Origin of the sequence: Arthrobacter sp. EM1, assembly GCF_029964055.1 — a bacterium.
Taxonomy (GTDB): Bacteria; Actinomycetota; Actinomycetes; order Actinomycetales; family Micrococcaceae; genus Arthrobacter.
The window spans coordinates 681,107-703,725 of sequence record NZ_CP124836.1; the positions used below are offsets into that span (position 1 = coordinate 681,107).

General features: G+C 67.7%; 16 protein-coding genes and 1 pseudogene. 12 read left to right on the forward strand and 5 right to left on the reverse strand.

Annotated features, from left to right (window positions below; all coding sequences use genetic code 11):
* Positions 1-40: 40 nt before the first annotated feature.
* Positions 41-1,189: a 5-(carboxyamino)imidazole ribonucleotide synthase gene (locus tag QI450_RS03150; protein ID WP_256446556.1), complete on the reverse strand. Its 1,149-nt coding sequence runs from the start codon at positions 1,187-1,189 to the stop codon at positions 41-43.
* A gap of 302 nt (positions 1,190-1,491) precedes the next feature.
* Here QI450_RS03150 and QI450_RS03155 point away from each other — a divergent pair, with 302 nt between their 5' ends.
* Positions 1,492-2,070, forward strand: coding sequence for a GtrA family protein (locus QI450_RS03155; protein ID WP_226773607.1), 579 nt, complete (start codon positions 1,492-1,494; stop codon positions 2,068-2,070).
* 8 nt (positions 2,071-2,078) lie between these two features.
* On the opposite strand, the gene QI450_RS03160 is transcribed toward QI450_RS03155, so the two are convergent.
* Positions 2,079-2,783 carry a TIGR03089 family protein gene (locus QI450_RS03160; protein WP_226773606.1) on the reverse strand — a complete coding sequence of 235 codons (705 nt, stop codon included), beginning with the start codon at positions 2,781-2,783 and terminating at the stop codon, positions 2,079-2,081.
* A gap of 350 nt (positions 2,784-3,133) precedes the next feature.
* Here QI450_RS03160 and QI450_RS03165 point away from each other — a divergent pair, with 350 nt between their 5' ends.
* From QI450_RS03165 to QI450_RS03175, 3 genes are read left to right on the forward strand one after another with little or no spacing between them, the layout of a single operon-like run.
* Positions 3,134-3,676 carry a WhiB family transcriptional regulator gene (locus QI450_RS03165; RefSeq protein WP_256446544.1) on the forward strand — a complete coding sequence of 181 codons (543 nt, stop codon included), beginning with the start codon at positions 3,134-3,136 and terminating at the stop codon, positions 3,674-3,676.
* Positions 3,676-7,065, forward strand: a complete 3,390-nt coding sequence (locus tag QI450_RS03170) for a glycosyltransferase family 2 protein (RefSeq protein ID WP_348994532.1) — start codon at positions 3,676-3,678, stop codon at positions 7,063-7,065. Before QI450_RS03165 ends, QI450_RS03170 begins: the two co-directional genes overlap by 1 nt.
* Positions 7,055-8,812, forward strand: coding sequence for a DUF5719 family protein (locus QI450_RS03175; RefSeq protein ID WP_226773604.1), 1,758 nt, complete (start codon positions 7,055-7,057; stop codon positions 8,810-8,812). Before QI450_RS03170 ends, QI450_RS03175 begins: the two co-directional genes overlap by 11 nt.
* Positions 8,813-8,857: 45 nt before the next feature.
* On the opposite strand, the gene QI450_RS03180 is transcribed toward QI450_RS03175, so the two are convergent.
* Entirely contained in the window at positions 8,858-9,394 is a 537-nt protein-coding gene (locus QI450_RS03180; protein WP_226773603.1) for a metallopeptidase family protein, read from the reverse strand.
* Between the two features lie 105 nt (positions 9,395-9,499).
* Between QI450_RS03180 and QI450_RS03185 the strand changes: the two genes are divergently transcribed.
* The 6 genes and pseudogenes from QI450_RS03185 to QI450_RS03210 all read left to right on the forward strand — a co-directional run.
* On the forward strand, positions 9,500-9,889 hold the full coding sequence (locus QI450_RS03185; RefSeq protein ID WP_226773602.1) for a DUF3499 domain-containing protein: 390 nt from the start codon (positions 9,500-9,502) through the stop codon (positions 9,887-9,889).
* Positions 9,890-9,971: 82 nt separating this feature from the next.
* Positions 9,972-10,235, forward strand: coding sequence for a Trm112 family protein (locus QI450_RS03190; protein WP_226773601.1), 264 nt, complete (start codon positions 9,972-9,974; stop codon positions 10,233-10,235).
* A gap of 123 nt (positions 10,236-10,358) precedes the next feature.
* Positions 10,359-11,837: an adenosylhomocysteinase gene (ahcY, locus tag QI450_RS03195; RefSeq protein WP_226773600.1), complete on the forward strand. Its 1,479-nt coding sequence runs from the start codon at positions 10,359-10,361 to the stop codon at positions 11,835-11,837.
* Positions 11,838-12,009: 172 nt separating this feature from the next.
* Positions 12,010-13,236 carry an Ig-like domain-containing protein gene (locus tag QI450_RS03200; protein WP_226773599.1) on the forward strand — a complete coding sequence of 409 codons (1,227 nt, stop codon included), beginning with the start codon at positions 12,010-12,012 and terminating at the stop codon, positions 13,234-13,236.
* A gap of 148 nt (positions 13,237-13,384) precedes the next feature.
* Positions 13,385-14,584: an Ig-like domain-containing protein gene (locus QI450_RS03205; RefSeq protein WP_226773621.1), complete on the forward strand. Its 1,200-nt coding sequence runs from the start codon at positions 13,385-13,387 to the stop codon at positions 14,582-14,584.
* Between the two features lie 183 nt (positions 14,585-14,767).
* A pseudogene (locus tag QI450_RS03210) lies at positions 14,768-15,826 on the forward strand (TIGR01906 family membrane protein); the annotation flags it as partial.
* Positions 15,827-16,272: 446 nt separating this feature from the next.
* Here QI450_RS03210 and QI450_RS03215 read toward each other — a convergent pair.
* Both QI450_RS03215 and QI450_RS03220 read right to left on the reverse strand, forming a co-directional pair.
* On the reverse strand, positions 16,273-18,102 hold the full coding sequence (locus QI450_RS03215; RefSeq protein ID WP_226773620.1) for an AMP-dependent synthetase/ligase: 1,830 nt from the start codon (positions 18,100-18,102) through the stop codon (positions 16,273-16,275).
* Positions 18,103-18,160: 58 nt separating this feature from the next.
* A complete protein-coding gene (locus QI450_RS03220; RefSeq protein ID WP_226773598.1) occupies positions 18,161-19,873 on the reverse strand; it encodes a phospholipid carrier-dependent glycosyltransferase in 1,713 nt (570 codons plus the stop codon).
* Positions 19,874-20,099: 226 nt separating this feature from the next.
* On the opposite strand from QI450_RS03220, the gene rsmI reads away from it, so the two are divergent.
* Together rsmI and QI450_RS03230 are read left to right on the forward strand one after the other, a co-directional pair.
* Complete coding sequence (gene rsmI, locus QI450_RS03225) at positions 20,100-20,921, forward strand: 16S rRNA (cytidine(1402)-2'-O)-methyltransferase (RefSeq protein ID WP_226773619.1); 822 nt, start codon at positions 20,100-20,102, stop codon at positions 20,919-20,921.
* A 191-nt stretch (positions 20,922-21,112) separates the two neighbouring features.
* Positions 21,113-22,612 (forward strand): NAD-dependent succinate-semialdehyde dehydrogenase, encoded by a 1,500-nt coding sequence (locus QI450_RS03230; protein ID WP_226773597.1) that lies wholly within the window; start codon positions 21,113-21,115, stop codon positions 22,610-22,612.
* Positions 22,613-22,619 lie beyond the last annotated feature (7 nt).

Below are 22,619 nucleotides of genomic sequence, written 5' to 3' on the forward strand. Positions count from 1 at the left end.
GCGGGGGACCGGTCCGTGGACGGGACGGTGTTGCTGACGCTCATGCGTTCTCCTCGTGGGCACCGGCGGCGGTGCGGGACTGGGACCCGCCGTTGCGGATGATGTTTGCGACCGTGGCGGCGCGGTCGCGCACCGAATCGACCTCGGCCACGGAACCGCCGATGAGGTTAACGTGGCCGATCTTGCGCCCTGGCCGCACGGACTTGCCGTAGCAGTGGACCTTTGCTGCCGGTTCGCTGGCCAGGGCTGCCGGGTAGGCGGAGAACAGATCCTCGTTCTCGCCGCCCAGGAAATTCTTCATCACCACAACTGGACCCAGCAGGTCCGTGGCGCCCAGCGGCAGATTGAGGATTGCCCGCAGATGCTGTTCGAACTGGCTTGTCACCGAACCGTCCTGGGTCCAGTGACCGGTGTTGTGCGGACGCATCGCCAGTTCGTTGATCAGAAAGCCGGCACCCTCGCCCGGGGTTTCGAACAGTTCCACCGCCATCACCCCCGTGACGCCGAGCTCATTGGCGATCCGCAAGGCGGCATTCTCCGCCGCGGCAGCGACGTCCAGCGGGATGTCCAGCGCCGGGGCGATGACTTCGTCGCAGACACCGTCGACCTGGACGGTATGCACCACGGGCCAGGCCCGCGACTCGCCGTCGGGTGTCCTGGCTACAAGGGCCGAGAGTTCCCGGCTGAATTCCACTTTGGCCTCGGCGAGCAGCGGCGACATTGCCTCGAACCAGTCCGCGGTTTCCTCGGCGTCGGCCGCGGAGGCCACGATCCGCACGCCCTTGCCGTCGTATCCGCCGCGCGGGGTCTTCAGGACAACGGGCCAGCCGCTGTCCGCACCGAACGCGATCAGGGCGGCGACGCCGTCGACGGCGGCCCAGCGCGGATTGGGCAGCTCCAGGCGGTCGACAGCGGCCCGCATCACAAGCTTGTCCTGGGCATTGACCAGCGCATCCGGTCCGGGGTGGACGTTGACACCGGCCCGCTGCAGGGCCCGCAGGTGCTCGGTGGGCACGTGCTCATGGTCGAAGGTCAGGACGTCAAGGCCGCGGGAGAACTCAAGGAGATGGTCCAAGTCGGTGTAGTCACCGACCGGGGCATGGGCCACGGCCGAAACTGCCGAAACGTCCTCAGCTTCGGCGAGGACGCGGAGCTCGAAGCCCAGGGCGGTGGCCGCGGGGGCCATCATACGGGCGAGCTGGCCGCCGCCAACTACACCGATCACAGGAAAAGTCACAAGCCCCAGCCTACCGAAAAGCTCGCAATAACCCGGCTTTTGGTAGTCCCGGAGCGGGTTCCGGGCTGCCATTGGCCGGATTTAAGCAAGCTTCGGCAGGGGACGCGCCCGGCACGGCAACCGGCCGCCGGTACCATTCCACGCTGGCCGGTTTGCGGCGGCCGGACCGCTGGAGGCGGTGAGTTGCCGGGAATCGGCGCTAAAATGGGCCGTTGGCCCAATGGCCTACGAGTTCACGACGGCCACGGAGGGTCATGATTACTACACTTACCGAGCGCTTGCGCGGACTTGCCTCGCTGTTCTGGCGCGAAGTCGCCAAGTTCGGTGCCGTCGGCGGGGTGGCGTTCATTATTGACAACGGCCTCACTTACTACCTGATGCACGGGCCGATGACCGACAGCGAAGCCAAAGCCCGCTTTGTCGGCGCCACCCTCGCCACGATCTTCTCCTGGATTGCGAACCGTTTCTGGACTTTCCGCCACCGCCGCCAGGACAACGTCCTCCGGGAGCTCGCGATGTTCATCCTGATCAACGGCATTGGCATCGGTATCTCCACCGGGTTCACGGCCCTCGCCAAGTACAGCTTCAACGTGACGGACAAAAACATGCTGTTCGCCGCCGGCATTGTTGGCATCCTGGTTGCCACAGTGGTGCGCTTTTTCGCCTACCGGTTCCTGGTCTTTAACAAGGAACTCGACGAAGAACCGGAATTCTCCCACGACCACGAGATCATCGAGCGGCACCCGCACACCCAGTCCGGCCCCGCCCTCGAGAGCCACCTGGTCCAGGGCAGCACCGCCAAGGACCGGGAAGTCCCCGGCCCGCCGGCCTAAGTCAGCCCTCAGCCGCCGTTGACGCGCTCGTCCGCGAGCAGCTTTTCCGTTACCGTGACCTCGGGGTGCACCAGCACTACCGAACCGTTACGGTGCCAGGCGCCCAAGGCCTGGGCCAACGCTGCTTCCAAGCCGTTGCCGGCCGGCACCAGCAACCGCACGCCGTCCGCCGGGGCCGCCGCGAAGCCGTCCAGCAATCCGCCGTGGCTATGCTCTGCCCCGGTTGCTGACCGCACGGCCCGCCGTGAGGCCTCCGGAGCCACATGCGGCATCAAAACGTCGCCGTGGGAGCGCACCTCGGCGGCATAGTCCAGCACACTGCTGGGCAGCTCACCCGGCCAGCGCATGGCCAACGCCGGGAGCGCCACAGCCAGGACGGCGTCGAAGGCGCCGAGCGCTGCGCCGGGGCCGGGATCGGCGGTGGCCAGCAGTTCGGCCTCGGCGTCGCCGAACACAACCTCCATACCGAGCTGCCAGGCCGCGAGGGCGAGGATGGCGGATTTCCAGTGCGCCGGCAGGTCCAGCCGCAACCGCGTCCCGGGCTCGGCGTCGAGCTCGTCCTGCAACAGGTTGCCTGTCTTCGCGACCCAGTTGTCCAAAACCCGGCCGGAAAGCTCTACCCGCTCGGAGTCGGGCCCGTACCAAGTCAGCCGCGGAGAGGTCGACTGGCCGGAACGCAGGGCTGTCATCAGTTCGATTGCCGGGATGCTCATGGGTTCATCTTGCCACGGCCGAACCGCGTGATCTCCATCACCTGTGTCGCGGGGGTTTAGCTCTGCGGCGCCACGGTGCACGGGGAAGTTTGCCTAAAATTCAGCTAAATGTCCCCGGAAGTGCTCAGTACGCTGATTAATCCGCGTAATCAGCGGGCTGATGCCAAAAAATTACTCGCGTGGCGTGCCCGGCGTTCAGGTAGGAAAGTGATTATTATCCCCGGCGTGGCTTGACTACCGGATACTTACACACGTGTAATTAGGTATCGAAGGCCAAAGCGCTGAATCCCGTACTCGAGCCGAGTGTCAACGGGACAGGCAAGGGCCGCAAAACCAGAAAGGAAACGCCAATGGGGCTAGCAGAGCGTATCCATGAACAGGCCGTCGTTGCTGGGCAGGCCACGGCCACGTACCGTTCACGAGGTGTACCGAGCGACTGGTACGTCGATCCGGCCGATCCGGACGCTGCGGACCGTTACAACGAACGGGCCAAAGACCCGCTGCAGGACCAGGCGACTGCCTTCCTTGCGGCGCACGATGAACTCCTGTCCGGACCGGACCAGGAAAACGATCTTCACGATCCCCCGATGGAACTTCAGACCCTCCATGCCGGCACCACCACGCAGCCGGTGTGGATCGGACTGCCCTCCCAGCAGGACTTCGACGATGAAGGCGAGCTGGGCTGGCAGACGGACGCGCTCTGCGCCCAGACGGACCCGGAGGCATTCTTCCCCGAGAAGGGCGGCTCCACACGCGACGCCAAGAAGGTCTGCGGGGCGTGCAACGTCCGCTCGCAGTGCCTCGAATACGCTCTGTCGAACGACGAGCGTTTCGGAATCTGGGGTGGCCTCTCCGAGCGCGAGCGGCGCCGGCTTAGGAAGCGAGCGATCTAATTCTTCAGGAAGTACGAGTCACCGCCGTTGTGGTTTCCCACGACGGCGGTGACTTTCTCCCCAGGACCCTCGCGGCACTGGCAGCCCAGACCCGGCCCGCAGACGCCTGTATCGGTGTCGACACCGGCTCCCGCGACCAATCGGCGACCCTCCTCCAACAGGCTCTCGGCACCGCCAACGTCACCGTCTATCAGCAGGCCCGCAGCGGCATGGGCGCGGCCGTGCAGGCTGGCCTCGCCGCGCTCGACCCCTGGGACGGCCGCGGCACGTCCAAGGCGGCGCCGGCCGAATGGATCTGGCTGCTGCATGACGACGCTGCCCCGGCTCCGGAAGCCCTGGCCGAGCTGCTCCAGGCCGTGGAACGTGCACCGTCCGTCACGGTTGCCGGCTGCAAGCAGCTGGACTGGCACTCCGAGCGGCGGCTGATCGACGTTGGGCTCTCCACCAGCCGCTGGGCCGAACGGCTGACCCTGATCGACGCCGACGAGCTCGACCAAGGCCAATATGATGGCCGCAGCGACACGTTTGCCGTCAATTCCGCGGGGATGCTGGTCCGCCGCGACGTCTGGGAGGACCTCGGCGGCTTCGATCCGGCCCTGCCCGGCAGCGGCGACGACGTTGACTTCTGCTGGCGCAACCGGCTCGCCGGGCACCGGGTAGTCGTTGTGCCGGGTGCCAAAATGTTCCACGTCTCGCACCGCCCGCATGCCCTGGGCAATGCGAAGGCGGCGCGCAAGGCGCAGGTGTATCTGCGGCTCAAGCACGCCCCGGTATGGAAGGTGCCGCTGCATGCAGCCGGTGCCCTGCTGGGGAGCATTTTCAAAGTAGTCCTGAGTATTGCGGTCAAGGATCCGGGCCACGGTTTTTCCCAACTCCTGGCAACGTTTGCTGCGCTTGGCCGGCCCGCTGCCGTGGTCCGCGGGCGGCGCAGTGCTGGCCGGTCCCGCCGCATCCGGCGTTCTGTGATTAAGGGTCTGCAGACACCGCGCCGCGAAGTGTGGGCGCACCGCCGCTCACTGATGGAAGCCCTCGGCGCGGACGATTCAGCGGACGCCCTGGCGGCGAATGATCCGCTGGCCGAACAGCCCACCGGCGACTCGGACGACGACTTCGCCGCGCTCACTACCTCCGAGCGCGGCTGGGTGGGCAACGGCGCGCTTCTCGCCATCCTGATTGCCACCGCAGCCTCCCTGACCGGGCTGCTCAGCCTCTTCCGGGCCGAAGCCGTCTCCGGCGGCGCGATGATCCCCGTCTCGCAGCGGCTGGGTGAGATCTGGGACCACGCCGCCGGCTGGTGGATCAGCCTCGGCCCGGGGGTTCCCGGCCATGGCGATCCCTTCGGGTACCTCCTCTGGGTCCTCGGCGTGCTCGGCGCCGGCAACGCCAACACCGCGCTGGGTTCGCTGCTGATCCTGGCCATGCCCCTTTCCGCCCTCGGAGCCTGGTTTGCTGCCGGTGCCCTGACGCAGCGCCGCCGCCTCCGGCTCGCGGCAGCCCTCGTGTGGGCCGGAGCACCCGCCCTGCAGGTGGCGCTCAACCAGGGCCGCGTTGGGGCCCTGGTGGTCCACGTCCTGATGCCGGTGCTGGTGTTGGCCCTGCTGCGGGCCACCGGAACCGCCGCGGGACGCGGGCGCTACGCCGTTCCGGCCCCAGGCGAGCGGCGCTTCACCGAGCTGCCGCCAGCCAAGCCCGGCATCAACGGCACCCCGTCCTGGACCGCCGCCGCTGCTGCCGGCCTGGCCTTGGCGGCCTGCACAGCGGCAGCCCCTTCGCTGCTGGTGCCCGGCATCGCCCTCGTGGCGCTGTGCGGAGCTCTTCCGGGCCGTCGCGGACGGACCGTCTGGTGGGCGCTGTTGCCAAGCCTCGCCCTATTCGTACCGTTCCTGGCCTCCACCCTTGACCGGCCCCGCGCACTGCTCGCCGACCCCGGCGTGCCGCTGGCCTTTGACGCCGCACCCCTGTGGCAGCAGTTCCTCGGCCAGCCGCTGCGCTTCGCAGCCGACGGCGGGCTCACCGGCCTGCCGCTCTTCGGCGCTGGTTTTGCTGTGCCGTGGGCGCTCCTGCTTGCCCTGCTGGTGGGGCTGCCGGTGCTGGCCTTGGCCGTTGCTGCGCTGTTCCTCCCCGGCCGCCCGCCGCGGATCGCGCGGGCCCTTTGGGCCGCGGCGCTGCTTTTGCTGGCCGGCGGCTGGCTCAGCAGCCAGCTCGCCACCGGCGCCGGTACCAACGTCCTGGTCACCCCCTTTACGGGCCCCGCCGTGTCGGCGGCAGGCTTCGCCCTGCTGGCGTCGGCGCTGATCGGCGCGGCGGGCCTGCTGGACACCGCCGACCGCGCGGCCGCCGCAACGGTGGGCCGCAAGGTCACGACCCGGGTCACCGCGGCCGTGGCCATGGTCCTCCTGCTGGCCGGACCCGCGGCCGGCCTCACCGTGTGGGCCACGCAAAACGTCCTCTCACAATCCACCCTGGCCGCGGCTGGTCCTGGCGCCGGACCGGCTGATTCGCCGGCCACGGCTTCACTTGGCGTTCGCCGGCTGGTGCAGCCCGCAGCGTCCCGGGTCCTGCCGGCAACGGCAATCGACCGCGGCGAGGGGCCGGAACAGACTCGAAGCCTGGTCATTTCCACCGGCGATAACGGCACGTTCGACGCCGCACTGATGCGTGGTGCCGGCACCACCCTCGATGCCCTGTCCACCATCGCCACTGCGCGCCCGATCATGGGTGCGCCGGGGCAGGAGACCGCCCGTGACGACGACGCCGTTGTGGCGTCCGTCCGCAAGGTTGTAGCCACCATCGTCGCAGCCCAGGGCGTGGACCCCCGCGGCGACCTTGAACGGCTCGGCGTTGGCTTCGTGGTCCTCAGGGCAGACGATACCGCGGCGCAACTGACAGCCAGCCGGATGGATGCCGTCCCCGGACTCGTCTCCGTCGGCAAAACCGACGTCGGCTGGCTGTGGCGTATAAGCCCGCTGAACCAGCCGGTAATCCAGGCCGCCGACGTAGCCCACCGGGTGCGGATCGTTGATGGCGCAGGCGCCACAGTCGCTCTGGTCCCGTCCCGCGCCGTGTCCGCCGACGCTGCGGTCGCCGCCGGTCCGGAAGGCCGGCTGGTGGTGCTGGCCGAACGCGCCGATCCGGGCTGGAGTGCCTGGCTCGACGGCCGCCGCCTCACCGCCACCACTTCGGGCTGGGCGCAGGCCTTCACCTTGCCGGCCCAGGGCGGGCAGCTAAGTGTCCGCTACGAAGCACCTTGGGCGCTCTGGGCCGGGGTTGCCCAGGCCGTCATCATTGGACTGACAGCCCTTCTTGCCATCCCCATGCCTGCCCGCCGGCCAAACACCGGCCTCTCCCGGGACGAAGGCTCCCTGCGTAAGGAACGTCTTGATCCCTAACGACGACTACCCGGTGAACAAAGCCCCGGACGCCCTGCACACCGACGGGAAGCCCGCCGTCCCAGCAGGCGAGCCTGCTGGGACGGCGGGCACACCCGCCAAGCTGGCCCGCGCCAAGCGAAGGACACTCGGGTCGCGCGGCGAGCGGGCGGCTGCTGCTGTGCGCGTCCGGCGGCTGGGCGGCGTGCTCGCCGCCATAGCGCTCGTCGCTGCCGGCGGCGGACTTGTGGCCGCCACGGCGCTTGCCCCGCAGGGGCCCGCCGGCAGCCGCCCCATCGCGGCCCCCCTGACGGCCGTCCCGGCAGGCAACAGCGTCGGTGTCTGCCCGGGCCCGGCCAGGCTGCTTGACGGCGCACCCATCGGTACTGACCCGCAATTCAGTCCTGTCTCTGCGACCGCCAAAACCGACGTCAGCGCCATTGTGCTGGCATCCGGCACCGGTGCCCTGCCCGGCAGCAGGCTCGCCGCGCTCACCGGGAGCACGCTGGTGGAGCTTGCCAAGACCACGGCGGCGGCCGAAAGCCCTGCCCCCGCACCAACCAGGCCGGCCAATGCCGCGCCCGTGGCCGGGGTGGTGTCCCAGCGCGGAGTTGATGACGTCAGCGTCCTCAGCGCTGACGCCGAAGGCGGCCTGCAGCCCTCCGCGGGAGCTGTGATGAGCTACACGGCAGGGGACGGGGACCTCCGCGGGGCGGCAGCCGCAGCGTGCCAGCAGCCCGCCAACGATCTCTGGCTCGTCGGGGCGAACACCGCATTGGGCCGCACGGCGGTCCTTAAGCTGAGCAACGCTTCGAGCAGCCCGGCCACTGTCAGCCTCGACCTCTTCGGAGCCAAGGGCCCCCTCCAGGCCCCGGGCAGCCGCGGGCTCCTGGTCGCGCCGGGAACTACACGCTCCGTCATCCTGGCAGGACTCGCGCCGGGACAGGAACAGCTCAGCGTCCGGGTGCGCAGCGCCGGCGGACCCGTGGCTGCTGTCATCCAGCAGAGCGTTCTGCGCGGGCTGACCCCAGGCGGTGTGGAATTCATTGTCCCCGCTGCGGCCCCGGCCCAGCGCCAGGTGATCTCCGGCGTCGACATCCAGGATCGCGCAGCTGTGGCAGCCCTGACCGCCAAGCCCGGTTTCGCAGACGCCGGCCCGGCGCTGCAAATCACGGTGCCGGGGTCCGCCGACGCCGTTGTCGCCATTAAGCTGTTCGGCCGGGACGGCCAGAAGGCCCTTCCCGGCGGCGGGGTGGTCACGGCGAAGGCCGGATCAGTCACCCAGGTCCCACTCGCCGGCGTGCCGGCCGGTCCCTATACGGTGGCGGTCGCTTCGGACGTATCGTTCACCGCGGCAGCCCGCGTCACGCGGGGCCTCAAGGCCGAAGACGCTGCCGACTTCGCCTGGTCGGCGGCCTCGGCGCGGCTGGGAAGCCAACACGTTGTTCCGGTCCCCGGCGCAGGCGACCGCTTCCTCATATTCGGGGCTCCCGAGGGGCGGGCCACCATTTCCTACTCCCCGATTACTGCGGACGGGAAGATCCGTACGGCCGGTTCCGCTGACATCGCCGGCGGCACCACGGCCTCCATCAGGGTCCCGGACGAGGCCGACGGCGCAAAGGTTGTTGGCTACCTCGTGTCCGCCGCGGGCGATCCCGCCTATGGCGCGGTGCTGCTGCAGCAGGACGGCAGGCAGGACGTCTCAACGATTACCATTGCCCCGGGGGCCGCGGGCCAGGAGCAGGTGCCTGTCACCCTCGGGTACTGACCACACCCTGGCCAGGAGGCCGCCGCAGCGAACCCCGGCGGCCAACTAGTATCGGCGTCGGTAGACCGGGTCCAGTGACTCGGGCGGAACGCCGAGCATCTCTGCCGTGTACTCCACCACAACGTCATGGACCAGGTCCTGAAGTTCCTCGCGGCTCGCGCAGGCATGTTCGACTACCCGCCGGTACAAGGTGATGACCGGCCCCTCCTCCGCCGTAGCGGGGGAGCAGGACCCCATGGGTGCGGGAGTGCGCTCCGCCACGATCTGTTCCAGGCCCGGCGGAATCTCATCGACGGCGAAACGGACACCGTCCAGCGGTTTGCCCCAAATGTCATGGAGCCGCTCCGCTGAGTCGAGGACGAAGTCGTCGAAGCGATCCGAACGGGTCCGGTAGCCGGGCAGTGTGGGCAGCATAAGCTCCCCGCGGAGCCCCCGGCCGTGCCGGTTCCTCCGCCGCTGGCGGAAGCCCCGCGCCGGCGCGGCGCGCCCGGAAGCGCCTGCTGTGGACCCGGCGTCGGAACGTCCGGAGTCGCTTTCAGCCAAGCGGACCGTAAAACCCGGATCGTGGTGCGATGACTGCATATCTCGACTCTAAACCCGGCGAAAGGTTTACGCGACACGGGCGCCCGACCCGCCGTCAGCGTGCCGGGCGCCCCCTCCCGGTCCGGGGGAGTAGTCTGTGATGTCGTGGGTGCCATTCGTCTTTGTTCAAGGTCAGCCTGCCGCAATTCAGCGGTGGCCACTTTGACGTACGTGTACGCCGACTCCACGGCCGTCCTGGGACCACTGGCAACCTATGCCGAGCCGCACTGTTACGACTTGTGTGAACAGCATGCCGGGTCCCTGACCGTCCCGCGCGGCTGGGAAGTGTTGCGGCTGGCTATGCCGGCTACCCCGGCAGGGCCCGGTCCAGATGACCTCCTCGCCCTTGCCAACGCCGTCCGGGAGGCGGCCTCCCGGCCGGCCGCACCGGAACCGGGGCAAAGCCGGCGCGGCGTCCATCCGGCACTGGAAGCTCCGGCCGGCTCCGAGGGCACCCGCCGGGGGCATCTGCGTGTGCTGCGGGAACCTTCCTAGTGCGCAACTGGCGGTAGGCTGGGAACTGCAAAATCCGTAAGCTAGCCGCGTCTGCTGCGGCGCCCACCAGGGAGCGTTCACCATGCCGAAGATCAGTCCCGAACTGTTGTCTGTCCTGAGATGCCCCGTAACAGGTTCCCCGCTGGTACAGGACGGCGAGGAACTCGTCACCACCGCGGCCGGTCCCGACGGGGAAAAACTGCGCTACGCGATCGAGGATGGCATCCCCCTGTTGCTGCCGCCGGAATTGCTGCCGGCCGCCGCTGCTGCCCCGGCTTCCCAGCACGACGGCGGCCAGCCGGCCGCAGGCCTTTCCACCGCCGCTTCCGGGCCCGCGGACACTTAGCCTCCAGCCCCATCGTATTGACGTTCGGCACCGAAGTACTTTTCAGCCACCGATAAGCACAACTATCGACTTCACAGGCGGCCAGGTCCAGGACCTGCCCGCCGGCCACAACAAAGGATTCAGATGACTCTCGATTACAAGATTGCGGACATTTCCCTGGCCGAGGCCGGCCGTCACCAGATCCGCCTCGCGGAGCACGAGATGCCCGGCCTGATGTCCCTGCGCGAGGAATTCGGCGCGAGCCAGCCGCTCAAGGGTGCCCGGATCGCCGGGTCCCTGCACATGACGGTGCAGACGGCCGTGCTGATCGAGACGCTCACGGCGCTTGGCGCCGAGGTCCGCTGGGCTTCCTGCAACATCTTTTCGACCCAGGATGAAGCTGCCGCAGCCGTGGTGGTCGGCACCGGAACCGCTGAGGATCCGCAGGGTGTTCCCGTGTTCGCCTGGAAGGGCGAGACGCTCGAGGAATACTGGTGGACTGCCGAGCAGATCCTCACCTGGCCCGGCGCGGACAGCAACCCGGATCTTGGACCGAACATGATTCTCGACGACGGTGGCGACGCCACCATGCTGGTCCACAAGGGCGTCGACTTCGAAGCGCTCGGCGCTGTCCCGGCCACCGCTGACGACGAGTCCGAGGAGGGCCGCGTCTTCCTTGAGGTGCTGCGCGCTTCGCTGCAGGCCGATCCGCAGAAATGGACCCGGATCGGCTCGCGGCTGCTGGGTGTCACCGAGGAAACCACGACCGGCGTGCACCGCCTCTACCAGCTTGCGGAGCAGGGAAAACTGCTGTTCCCGGCCATCAACGTCAATGACTCCGTCACCAAAAGCAAATTCGATAACAAGTACGGCATCCGCCACTCCCTCCCGGACGGCATCAACCGCGCCACCGACGTGCTGATGGGCGGCAAGGTCGCCGTCGTCTGCGGCTACGGGGACGTGGGCAAGGGTGCAGCCGAGGCGTTCAGGGGCCAGGGTTCACGCGTCATCGTCACCGAAATCGACCCGATCTGCGCGCTGCAGGCCGCAATGGACGGCTACCAGGTCGCGAAACTGGAATCCGTGCTGGCCGAGGGCCACATCTTCATCACCACCACTGGCAACAAAGACGTCATCATGGCCGAGCACATGGCCGGGATGCGGGACAAAGCCATCGTCGGCAACATCGGCCACTTTGACAACGAGATCGACATGGCCGGACTCGCCCGGATCCCGGGCATCACAAAGGTCGAGATCAAGCCCCAGGTCCACGAGTGGGTGCTCGACGCCGGGACCGCGGATGAGCGCTCCATCATCGTGCTGTCCGAAGGCCGCCTGCTGAACCTCGGGAACGCCACCGGGCACCCGTCCTTTGTGATGAGCAACTCCTTCGCCAACCAGACCATCGCGCAGATCGAGCTTTTCACCAAGCGGGACCAGCCGGCAGAGGAGCGGGAGTACAACAAGCAGGTTTACGTGCTGCCCAAGATCCTCGACGAGAAGGTGGCGCGGCTTCACCTCGGCGCCCTGGGCGTCGAACTCACCGAACTGTCAAAGGAGCAGGCCGAATACCTGGACCTTACGGTTTCCGGTCCGTACAAGCCGGACCACTACCGCTACTAGGACCGGGCCGGCGCCGTTTCACCAGGGCGCAGCAACGGCAGATGACTGAGAAGAAGGCTCCGGACGTCCGTTCGGGGCCTTCTTCGTGACCTGATCGTGGCGGAGCCGAGGGCGGGGCCGGCAGGAAAGTCATTTATGCTTTCTAGGTAACGTCTGGAAGGAACCGAGTATTTTGAACGCCCCGAGAAGCCGGAGCACCGGCCGCAAGCTTGCCGTGATCGGTGCGGTCTGCGCGCTTGCCGCGGCCGGCGGAGTGTTCGCTGCGGGGCCCGGATTGGCCCATGCATCCTTCGCTTCCGAGGCCGCTTCGCCGGAACGCTCGACGCCGGGACTCGCTTTCCCGGTGGTGGCGCCCGCGGAGTTGAACGTTGCGCCCGCGAACGGGGCCAAACAGGTGAACCCCGCCGCGCCGGTGACCCTCAAGGTCAGCAACGGCCACATCGACCGAGTGTCCCTGACGAGCGCATCCGGCGACGCCGTCGATGGAACCCTGAGCGCTGACGGCACCGGCTGGACGGCAGCCGCCGCGCTGAAGTTCAACACCCGCTATAACTACACCTTCTCCGTGGTGGACGCAGCCGGCCGCAAGGACACCTCGACGCGGAGCTTCACCACCGTCTCCACCGCCAACGAGGCCGACGCTGCCATCTACCCGCTGGACGGGATGAAAGTGGGCGTGGCGCAACCGCTGCAAATTACCTTCAGCGAGCCAGTCCTGAACCGGGACGCCGTCGAAAAGGCCATCAAGATCAGCTCCACCTCCGGTCAGGCCGGTGACTTCCACTGGTTCAGCAACACCATGGTCAGGTACCGACCGGAAAACTTCTGGACCGCAAACAGCACCATCACGATGGACATGCAGCTCTTCGGCGTCGACCTCGGCAACGGGCAGATCGGTAACTTCAACAAAAAGGTCACCGTCCACATCGGCGACAAGAAGGTCGCCATTGCGGACGCGACCGCGCACACCTTTACGGCCAGCGTCAACGACCAGCAGCTCGGCCAGTGGCCCGCGACCATGGGCGACACCCGGTTCCCGTCGGCCCGCGGATACCTTGTGTTTATGGAGAAGTACCGCGTGGAGCACATGGATGCGTCCACGATCGGCCTGAAGCCGGGGGACCCGGCTTACTACGGCCAGCTCGACGTCAACTACGCCACACGCCTGACCCCGAGCGGTGAGTTCATCCATCAGGCCACGGATTCCGCGATGCCCTATCTTGGCGTCGCCAACCTCTCGCACGGCTGCATCGGACTGGGGCCCGACGGCGCAAAGTGGGTCTTCGAGAACATGACAACCGGTGACGTTGTCCAGGTGGTCAACACCGACGGCGACTTTGCCGCCGTAGACGACGGCTACGGGGACTGGAACATTCCCTGGGCGGAGTACGCGAACTGAGCGAACGCCCGCCAGCGATTGACCGGTGGCGGCAGGATTATCTTTGGGGGAGCAGGGCATGGGCAAGGTCTTGAGGCGCCGGGCAGCGCCGCGCGGACGCGGCGGGCACCAGGTCCGCCGGCTGCCAGTTGGCAGTAAAAGCGGCAAGATGCTGGCCGTGCTGGCAGTTTGCGCTGTAGTCGGAGCCGGCGGCATTGGCATCGCTGCGGGGCCCGGCAGGGCCGAAGCGGAAATGCCCTCAGAGGCGGCAGCCCCGATGCGAAACGTCGCCGGACTCGCGGCACCGGTGGTAAAAGCCGTGGAGCTCGGCGTGACTCCGAGCGACGGGGCCAAAGCCGTCAACCCCGCTGCACCCACGTCCGTCAAAGCAATCAACGGCACGGTAACTGACGTTGTGCTCGAGCGTGCCTCCGGCGGCGGCGGCATCCCGGGTACCACGAGCCCGGACGGGTCCACCTGGACGGCCGCGGACCCGCTTGAATTCGACACGCAGTACAGGTACAGGTTCACGATTGTCGACCAGGCCGGCCGTGAAACTAAAAAGGCGCAGACCTTCGCGACGGTTGCCCGGGCCAATGAGGCGGACGCCGCCGTGTATCCGCTCGGCGGCAGCACCGTCGGCGCGGGCCAGCCCATCGAGATCGTCTTCAGCGAACCTGTGCTGAACAAGGAGGCATTGGAGCAGGCCGTCACCGTCACGTCGTCCTCCGGCCAGGCGGTGGCGTGGCGCTGGTATTCGGACCGGCGCGTCAGGATCCGCCCCGAGGCGTTCTGGGCCGCCAACAGCGAGATTACCGTGGACCTGTCACTTTTCGGCGTCGACTTCGGCAACAAGATGATCGGCAACGCCGACACCAAGGTCTCGTTTAAGGTTGGCCCGCAGCGTCTGGCAGTTGTTGATGACATCACCAAAACGATGAACGTCTATTTCGACGGCCAGCTGGTCAGGACCGCTCCGGTTACGCTGGGCGATGCTGAGTGGCTCTCGCCCACCGGGTTCGCCGTGATCATGGAGCAGGAACGCAACTCCAAGTTCAATGCCGGCAGCATCGGGCTGAAGCCCGGCGACAAGGGCTACTATCCTCCGCTGACGGTGGAGTACGCGAACCGGTTGACAAGCTCCGGGGTGTACGTCCACCAGGCCCTAGAGTCGGCGTGGGGTGCGGTGGGCAAGTACAACGTCTCGCACGGATGTGTTGGGTTGCTCCCGGCTGACGCCGCTTGGTTCTTTAACAACATGAAGACCGGCGACGTCGTCCAGACCCTCAATACGGGTGCCCCGGCCGTGGAACCGCTCGAAGGCTTCGGCGACTGGAACATCCCCTGGGCCCAGTACGCCAAACGCTGACGGGCCGGCCCGGAAACCGGCGGGCACCGGCCCTGCAGCCTGAGTAGCCGTTCCGTCGAAACCCCGTCCCGTTCGGGGTGGCATCTCGCCCGCAGCCGGGCGCGGGCGGTAGGCTCGGAGGCAGATATGTAGCGTTGCCGGGCCGAGCCCGGCGGCGCGGCCGCCTACGGAAGCGAAGCTGCAGTGACTGACTCAAGTCCCACCCCTCCGAACCGACAGGATCCGCCGCTGGATCCGGCCGATGACTCTGACGAGCCGGCGTTCGACTGGATGAAGCCAAAGTCCGCGGAACAGCGTTCTTCAGCAGCCGTTGACCGCACCCCGGTGGCTGCCGCCGGCACCACGGTGGCCGCGGCCACCACGCCCGTGGCAGCAACTCCGGTGGCAGTAGCTTCGGAGCGCCGCCAGGCCGGAACCCGCGCCGACCGCAAAGCTGCCGAAGCCGCCGTCGAACCGTCCCCGCGTGGCCAGGGCTCGCACTTCAGCGAGCCGCTGCCCACTTCGGCGCTGCAGCTCCGGCCCCCGGAGGAAGAGGTGCAGCGCCGAAACGCCGAGCGGGAACACGCGGCGAACGCCAAGCCCGTGGCGCCGCGGGTGATGCAGGTCCTGCTCGCCGTGTGCTTCCCGGTCATTCTGCTGGTCCTGGCCGTTCGGGCGATCGCCAGCCCGCTGTTCCTCTGGGTGGAGTACAACCGCCCCGGCTTCCCGGGCGACGGCTACGGCTTCAGCACCGATGACCGCTTGACCTACGGCTCCTACGCCGTGGACTACCTGAGCAACTGGGCCGGACCCCGCTACCTCGGCGAACTGGTCCACCGCGGCGGCGACAAGCTCTTCCGGGACGGCGAGGTCAGCCACATGGCCGACGTCAAGCTTGTGATCCTTTCGGCCTTCGGCGCCGGTGCCCTGCTGATCCTGCTGAGCCTGATCGCCGTGATCTATTTGCGCCGCCGCACGGCCGGCGGGGTTCGGCGTGGCTTGTTTGCAGGTTCCATCATCTCCCTCGTTATCGTCACCAGCCTCGGCGTGCTGGGTGCGCTCGGCTGGGAACAGTTCTTCACCGAATTCCACAGTGTTTTCTTTGCCAGCGGCACCTGGACCTTCTCGTTGCAGGACACCCTGATCAGGCTTTTCCCGGCCCAGTTCTGGGTCGACGGCGGGATCGTGATCGCCGCCCTGGTGCTGATCGTCTCGCTCCTCACCTTGATCCTTACCTGGCCGACCCGCAAGCGCCGGGGACTGCCGAAACGCGGCGCCAAGAACGCGGAGCCGGACGCGGCGGTGGGCGCGAAGACTGCCTCCGGCGATGGTGTCCCTGGCGCCCCGGCGAAGCTTACCGGCGAAGCGAACCTTGCCGGCGAAGCGAACCCTGCCAGCGAAGCGGACAAGCCCAAGCGGTCGCTCTTCCGCCGGAACAAAGCCGATAAGGCCGATGCACCAGCCGACGCCGCATCAGCCGCTCAAGAAGCTGCCGCTGATTCGGCTGCCGGAGGCTCTGTCCCGCGTTCCGCCGCCCCGCACGGCGCCGCTGCGGCCGGGACAGCCGGCGCCGGAACCCTGGACACCCCCGCGCGGGGAAGCTCCAGCACCGGGTAGCGGCACTGGCCGGCGACTCCGGACAGGCACGGCAAGCGGCTGGCACCCATGGTGCCGGCCGCTTTCCTGCATCCGGGGCCGATCCTGCGGTGTTAGCCGTAGATGCCGTTAATCTGCGCTTGGAAGTCACGCACAACGGCGGCGCGCTTGAGCTTCAGGGACGGTGTCAGGTGACCGGACTCCACCGTAAAGTCGGCGTCCAGGACCACGAAACTGCGGATGGACTCGGCCTGGGAAACCAGGGCATTCGCGTCGTCCACGGCGCTCTGCAGGGCCACCCGGACCAGATCGCTGCCGCGGGCCACGGCGGTGCTCATCGCCGGAACCTTGTGGGCGGCGCACCAGTTTTCCAGGCCCTCCGGGTCCAGGTTGATCAGGGCTGATACGAAGGGCCTGCCGTCGCCGATCACCACAGCCTGCAGAACCAATTCGTGTTCGCGGATCTTTTCCTCAAGCGGCCCGGGGGCGACGTTTTTGCCGCCGGCGGTCACCAGCAGATCCTTTTTCCTGCCGGTGATGGTCAGGAAGCCGTCCGCGTCCAGTGACCCCAGGTCGCCGGTGCGGAAAAACCCGTCCACAAACGCCTCCGCGTTGGCCGCGGCGTTGTTGTGGTAACCCTTGAAGACGCCGATGCCCTTGACCAGGATCTCGCCGTCTTCGGCGACCCGGATGGTGGTTCCGGGTACCGGTATGCCAACCGTCCCCACCTTGGTCCGGGTCGGAGTGTTGGCCGTACAGGGTGCCGTCGTTTCGGTGAGGCCGTAGCCTTCCAGGACAGGGACTCCTGCGCCCCGGAAGAAGTGCGCGTCGTGGGGGCTCAGCGGGCTGGCTCCCGAAACCGTGTAGCCCAACTGTCCGCCGAATGCCTGCCGCAGTTTGGGGTACAGCAGCCGGTCAAAGAGGGCGTGCTTGGCCCGGATCACCAGCCCGGGCCCGGTTCCCTCGCCCCGGGCCGCGGCGTCGAGTTGTTTTGAGTAGTCCACCGCGACGGCGGCGGCAGCCAGGAACAGGCGTTCCTTCCCGGCCACGGCCGCCTTGTGGGCGGCCCCGGCGTAGATCTTCTCGAAGATTCGGGGCACAACAAGCAGGAAGGTCGGTTTGAAGCTGGCCAGGTCCGCGAGCAGTTCCTTGGCGCTGGCGGTGTGTCCGAGTGTGGTTCCTGCGCTCAGGCAGATCACCTGGACTGCGCGGGCCAGGACATGGGCCAGCGGCAGGAACATCAGGGTCCGGGTGCGGGGCTGCAAGAGGATCTCGGGCAGGAACGGCACGATGTTCTTGGCGACGAGGGCGAAGTTTCCGTGGGTGATTTCGCAGCCTTTGGGCCGGCCCGTCGTTCCGGAGGTGTAGACGAGTGACGCGACGTCGGCAAGGCCGGCCGCGGTCCGGTGCTGTTCGAGTTCGGCGTCGCCAACCCCGCTGCCTGCCGCCGCCAGGCTGGCAAGGTTAGGGGCGTCGCCGTCGTAGTCCATCCGCACTACGGGCAGCACCGCGTCGCCGAGCACCGCTGAGCTGTCCAGGACCTCACGCACAAGCCCCGCCCGGAGCTCGTTCTCCGCGAAGACCCGCCGGGCCCCGGAGTCGTGCAGGATCCATTCGATCTGGCTGGCCGAGGACGTCTCGTAGATGGGAACGGGGACGCCGCCGGCGAACCAGACGGCAAAGTCCACCACGGTCCACTCGTAGCGGGTGCCGGACATCACCGCTACCGTTTCGCCGGGAGTGATGCCGCCGGCGATCAGGCCCTTGGCCAGTGCCCGGACCTGGTCCAGGAACTGCGTTGCGGAGACGTCGGCCCAACCGGCCGGTCCTTTGCGGGAGTAGAGCGCATGCACGGGATCCTTGGCATGCTGTGCCAGCAGCAGGTCGGTTACGTTGCTCCCCGGGTCGAGGTTGACCAGCAGTCCGGTGCTTGCTTCTCTCACAGCCATGTCTCCGTTCCGGGTCCGCCTGGTGCCGGTGGACGTCACCTGCAATCCTGCCCTAGATCCAGGACGGCATCCACATCCGGAACCGCCAATCCTGGTAGGTGATGGTCTCGGCGGTCCAGACGGGATAGAAGAAGGCCGAGACGACGATCGCCGTGACCACAAAGAGGGTCACGAGGTACAGTCCGGAACGACGGCGCCACAGCGGATCCGTGCGCTGGCCCAGGACAAGCCCCAGACAGTAGACGAGGGCCAGCACCAGGAAGGGCTCGAAGGACACGGCGTAGAAGTAGAACATGGTTCGTTCCGGGTAGAGGAACCAGGGGAGGTAGCCGGCGCCCACGGCCGCGAGCACGGCCCCGGCACGCCAGTCCCGCCGCCCGGCCCACCAGAAGAGAAGCACACCAAGGCAGACGGCGGCGCCCCACCAGATCACAGGGTTGCCCACCGACAGGATTGCCGTTGTGCAGCTGGCGGTATCGCAGCCGGGACTGCCCGGTTTGGGGGATTCGTAGAAGAAGGACGTGGGCCGGCCGAGCACCAGCCAGCTCCAGGCGCTGGCCTCGTACGGGTGCTCCGAGCTGAGGCCCTGGTGGAACCTGTAGGCCTCCAGATGGTAGTGCGCCAGCGACCGGACGGCGTTGGGCAGCCAGCCCCATTCCGCCGAGGGCACGGCCGCGGCCCAGTTCCGAAAGTAGGCGTCCTTGGACAGGAACCACCCGGTCCACGTGGCGGTGTACACCAGTGCGGCGACCGGGACGATGCCCAGGAAGGCAGGGATTCCGTCCTTGAGGATCCCGCCGCTGATCCAGCCGTGGATTCCGGCGATCCGGCGTGCGCTCAGGTCCCAGAAGACGGTCAGCAGCCCAAAACCGGCCAGGAAAAACAGCCCGGACCACTTAGTGCCAACCGCCAATCCCAGGCACACGCCGGCGGCGAGGCGCCACCAGCGGATCCCCAGCCAGGGGCCCGACGCCAGCTGGAGCAGGTCGGGCCGTCCGTCCGGGGCGGCGCCTGCCTGACGGCCCAGCCGCACGGCCAGCCGGCGGCGGCCGTCGTCGCGGTCCATCAGCAGGGCGCCGAACGCGGCAAGGACCCAGAACATCAGGAAGATGTCCAGCAGCGAGGTCCGCGACATCACCAGGTGGTGTCCGTCCACCGCCAGCAGCACACCGGCCACGGCTCCGAGGGTCAGGGAGCGGAAAAGCTTCTGGGCGATCAGGGCCAGCAAGAAGATGGACAGCGTGCCGGTCAGGGCCGCCCCGAACCGCCAGCCGAAAGGGTTGTCCGGGCCAAAGAGCCACATGCCGGCGGCAATCATCCACTTCCCGACCGGCGGGTGGACCACGTATTCGGGCGTGTCCAGCAGCACCTGGGGATTTCCGGCGACGAAGGAATCGTTGGCTTTGTCCGGCCACGCGCGTTCATAGCCGCTGACCAACAGCGAGTAGCCGTCCTTGACGTAATAGGTCTCGTCGAACACCAGGCTGCGGGGGGAATCCAGCCGGACAAACCGCAGAATTCCGCCCAGGGCCGCGCTGATGGACGGGACAAGCCAGAACCACAGCCGGAGCGACGGCGGATAGTCCCGCCAGCTCCGGAGGCTGCCGATCAGGCGTTCCTGGAGGGCGTCGACGGTAAACGCCTCCGCCGGGCGGCTGAGCCAGCGGTGCCCCTCCAGATTGCGTCCGGTGCGGGGGGCTGGGGGGGCCGATCCGGCGGAACCGGCTTCTACGGTCCGCGTGGGGGTCTGCGTCACGAAGCCCATGCTACCTTTTGCGGCCCGGCGTCCGGCCCGGCGCACGGACCGGGAGTCGTCTCCATGCGCCGCTCCCCGGCAGTAGGCTGGTCGTGTGGACCCTATATTCAGCATTTCCCCGAACCCTCCCGGCGACAAGCTGGTCCGCTCGGACGACGTCGAGGATGGCTCCGGTCCCCGGCCCGGGGAAAACCCCGGAACGGGGCCGGTACCGCAAACCGGCGGCCCGGGACGGATCGTGTTGGCGGCAACGCCGATCGGAAACGCCGGGGACGCTACCTACCGGCTGGTCGAGCTGCTGACAACGGCGGACATCGTCGCCGCCGAGGACACCCGGCGGCTGCACCGGCTGGTGCAGACTTTGGGGATCACTGTTTCCGGGCGGATCATCAGCTATCACGAGCACAACGAGGACGCCAAGACCGGCGAACTCCTTGACCAGGTACGCGCCGGCAAGACCCTCGTGATGGTGACCGACGCCGGTATGCCCTCCGTCTCGGACCCCGGCTTCCGCCTCGTCGAAGGAGCCGTCGCCGCCGGCCTGACTGTCACCGCAGCACCCGGGCCGTCAGCAGTCCTCACCGCACTCGCGCTCTCCGGGCTGCCTACGGACCGCTTCTGCTTCGAGGGCTTCCTGCCCCGCAAAGCCGGCGAACGCTCCTCGCGTCTCGCGGATCTCGACGCAGAACGGCGCACGATGGTGTTTTTTGAGGCCCCGCATCGGCTCGAACCGATGCTTCGGGCGCTGCGTGAGCGGTTCGGCGCGGACCGCCGGGCGGCGGTCTGCCGGGAACTGACGAAGACTTACGAGGAAGTCATCCGGGGCACCCTGCGCGAACTGCTCGAGTGGGCCGAGTCCAACGAGGTGCGTGGCGAGATCGCCGTCGTTGTGGGCGGCGCCCCGGAGCGGGCTCCGGGGCGGCCGGAAGATCTGGTCGCCGACGTGAATGCGCTGATGGCGCAGGGAATCCGGCTCAAGGAGGCCGTCGCGGCTGTGGCGGAGGACGCCAGGGTCAGCAAGCGGGAACTCTATTCCGCGGTGCTTGCGGCCCGGTAGCGCCCTTGTCGCCGGCCCGGGCTAGCGCTGTGCAGCTGCACAGCGAACCCCGCTCGGCGTAGTGCGGACAAGCGTAGACAGTCTCCAGAGCACGGCAGTACCGTGGCAGTAAATGCAGCGCCCTGCGTATGGTTTTTCGAACGGCGCTGAACCGAACCCATCCAACCGAATTGCTGACGAGGGAGTCAACCGTGACTGCAACTACCCAGCCCATTGTTACCGCCGAGCGTGAGAGCGCCCTGCTGGCTTCTGTTCCGACCGGCCTGCTGATCGGCGGCCAGTGGCGCCCGGCTGCCTCCGGCAAGACCTTTGACGTGGAGGACCCCGCCACGGGCAAGGTCCTGCTGAGCATTGCCGATGCCGGGCCCGAAGACGGGGCCGCCGCCCTCGACGCCGCGGCTGAGGCACAGGATTCCTGGGCGAAGGTCCCGGCCCGGGAGCGCGGGGAGATTCTGCGCCGGGCTTTCGAGCTGGTCACCGCACGGGCTGATGATTTTGCGTTGCTGATGACGATGGAGATGGGCAAACCGCTGGCCGAGGCCCGCGGCGAGGTCACTTACGGTGCGGAGTTCCTGCGCTGGTTCTCCGAGGAAGCTGTCCGCGCCTTCGGCCGCTACTCCGTCTCCCCGGACGGAAAGTCCCGGCTGCTGGTGACGAAGAAGCCGGTGGGCCCGTGCCTGCTGATTACGCCGTGGAACTTCCCGCTGGCGATGGCGACCCGCAAGGTGGCCCCCGCCGTCGCCGCGGGCTGCACGATGGTGCTCAAATCCGCGAACCTGACGCCGCTGACGTCCCAGCTGTTCGCCGCGGTGATGATGGAAGCCGGGCTGCCCGCCGGTGTCCTGAACGTTATCCCCACCTCCACTGCCGGGGCCACGACCGGTCCGCTGATCAAGGATTCCCGGCTCCGGAAGCTTTCCTTCACCGGCTCCACTGAAGTTGGCCGCCGGCTGCTCGCCGATGCCTCCGAAAACGTGTTGCGGACCTCGATGGAGCTCGGCGGCAACGCCCCGTTTGTGGTCTTCGAGGACGCCGACGTCGACGCAGCCGTCACCGGGGCGATGCTGGCGAAGCTGCGCAACATGGGCGAGGCCTGCACGGCCGCTAACCGGTTCATTGTGCACGAGTCCGTCGCCGACGAGTTCGCAGAGAAGTTCGCCGCGACGATGGCGGATATGACCACTGCCCGCGGTACGGAAGCCGACTCCAAGGTCGGCCCGCTGATCGATGCGAAGAGCCGGGACAAGGTCCACGAATTGGTCTCCGATGCCGTGGCGGCCGGTGCGGTCACAGTGATCGGCGGCGCCGCCGTCGAGGGTCCGGGATACTTTTACCAGCCCACCATCCTCAAGGGCGTCACCGAGGGCACCCGGATCCTGTCCGAGGAAATCTTCGGACCCGTCGCCCCGATCATCACCTTCGACACCGAGGACGAGGCCGTCCGCCTCGCGAACAACACCGAGTACGGCTTGGTGGCCTATGTCTTTACCAAGGACCTCAACCGGGGCATCAGGATGGGCGAACGCCTGGAGACCGGCATGCTGGGCCTGAACGCCGGCGTCGTCTCCAACGCGGCTGCACCCTTCGGCGGGGTCAAGCAGTCCGGCCTGGGCCGCGAAGGCGGCCTGGAAGGCATCGAGGAATACCTCTACACCCAGTACATCGGCATCGCCGACCCGTACGCCGGCTAGTACCACG

Bases quoted from the DNA above. Each gene is read 5' to 3' on its own strand.
- QI450_RS03150 (WP_256446556.1), bottom strand. From the start codon at position 1,189: ATGATGGCCCCCGCGGCCACCGCCCTGGGCTTCGAGCTCCGCGTCCTC.
- QI450_RS03155 (WP_226773607.1), top strand. From the start codon at position 1,492: ATGATTACTACACTTACCGAGCGCTTGCGCGGACTTGCCTCGCTGTTC.
- QI450_RS03160 (WP_226773606.1), bottom strand. From the start codon at position 2,783: ATGAGCATCCCGGCAATCGAACTGATGACAGCCCTGCGTTCCGGCCAG.
- QI450_RS03165 (WP_256446544.1), top strand. From the start codon at position 3,134: ATGGGGCTAGCAGAGCGTATCCATGAACAGGCCGTCGTTGCTGGGCAG.
- QI450_RS03180 (WP_226773603.1), bottom strand. From the start codon at position 9,394: ATGCAGTCATCGCACCACGATCCGGGTTTTACGGTCCGCTTGGCTGAA.
- QI450_RS03190 (WP_226773601.1), top strand. From the start codon at position 9,972: ATGCCGAAGATCAGTCCCGAACTGTTGTCTGTCCTGAGATGCCCCGTA.
- ahcY (WP_226773600.1), top strand. From the start codon at position 10,359: ATGACTCTCGATTACAAGATTGCGGACATTTCCCTGGCCGAGGCCGGC.
- QI450_RS03205 (WP_226773621.1), top strand. From the start codon at position 13,385: ATGCTGGCCGTGCTGGCAGTTTGCGCTGTAGTCGGAGCCGGCGGCATT.
- QI450_RS03220 (WP_226773598.1), bottom strand. From the start codon at position 19,873: ATGGGCTTCGTGACGCAGACCCCCACGCGGACCGTAGAAGCCGGTTCC.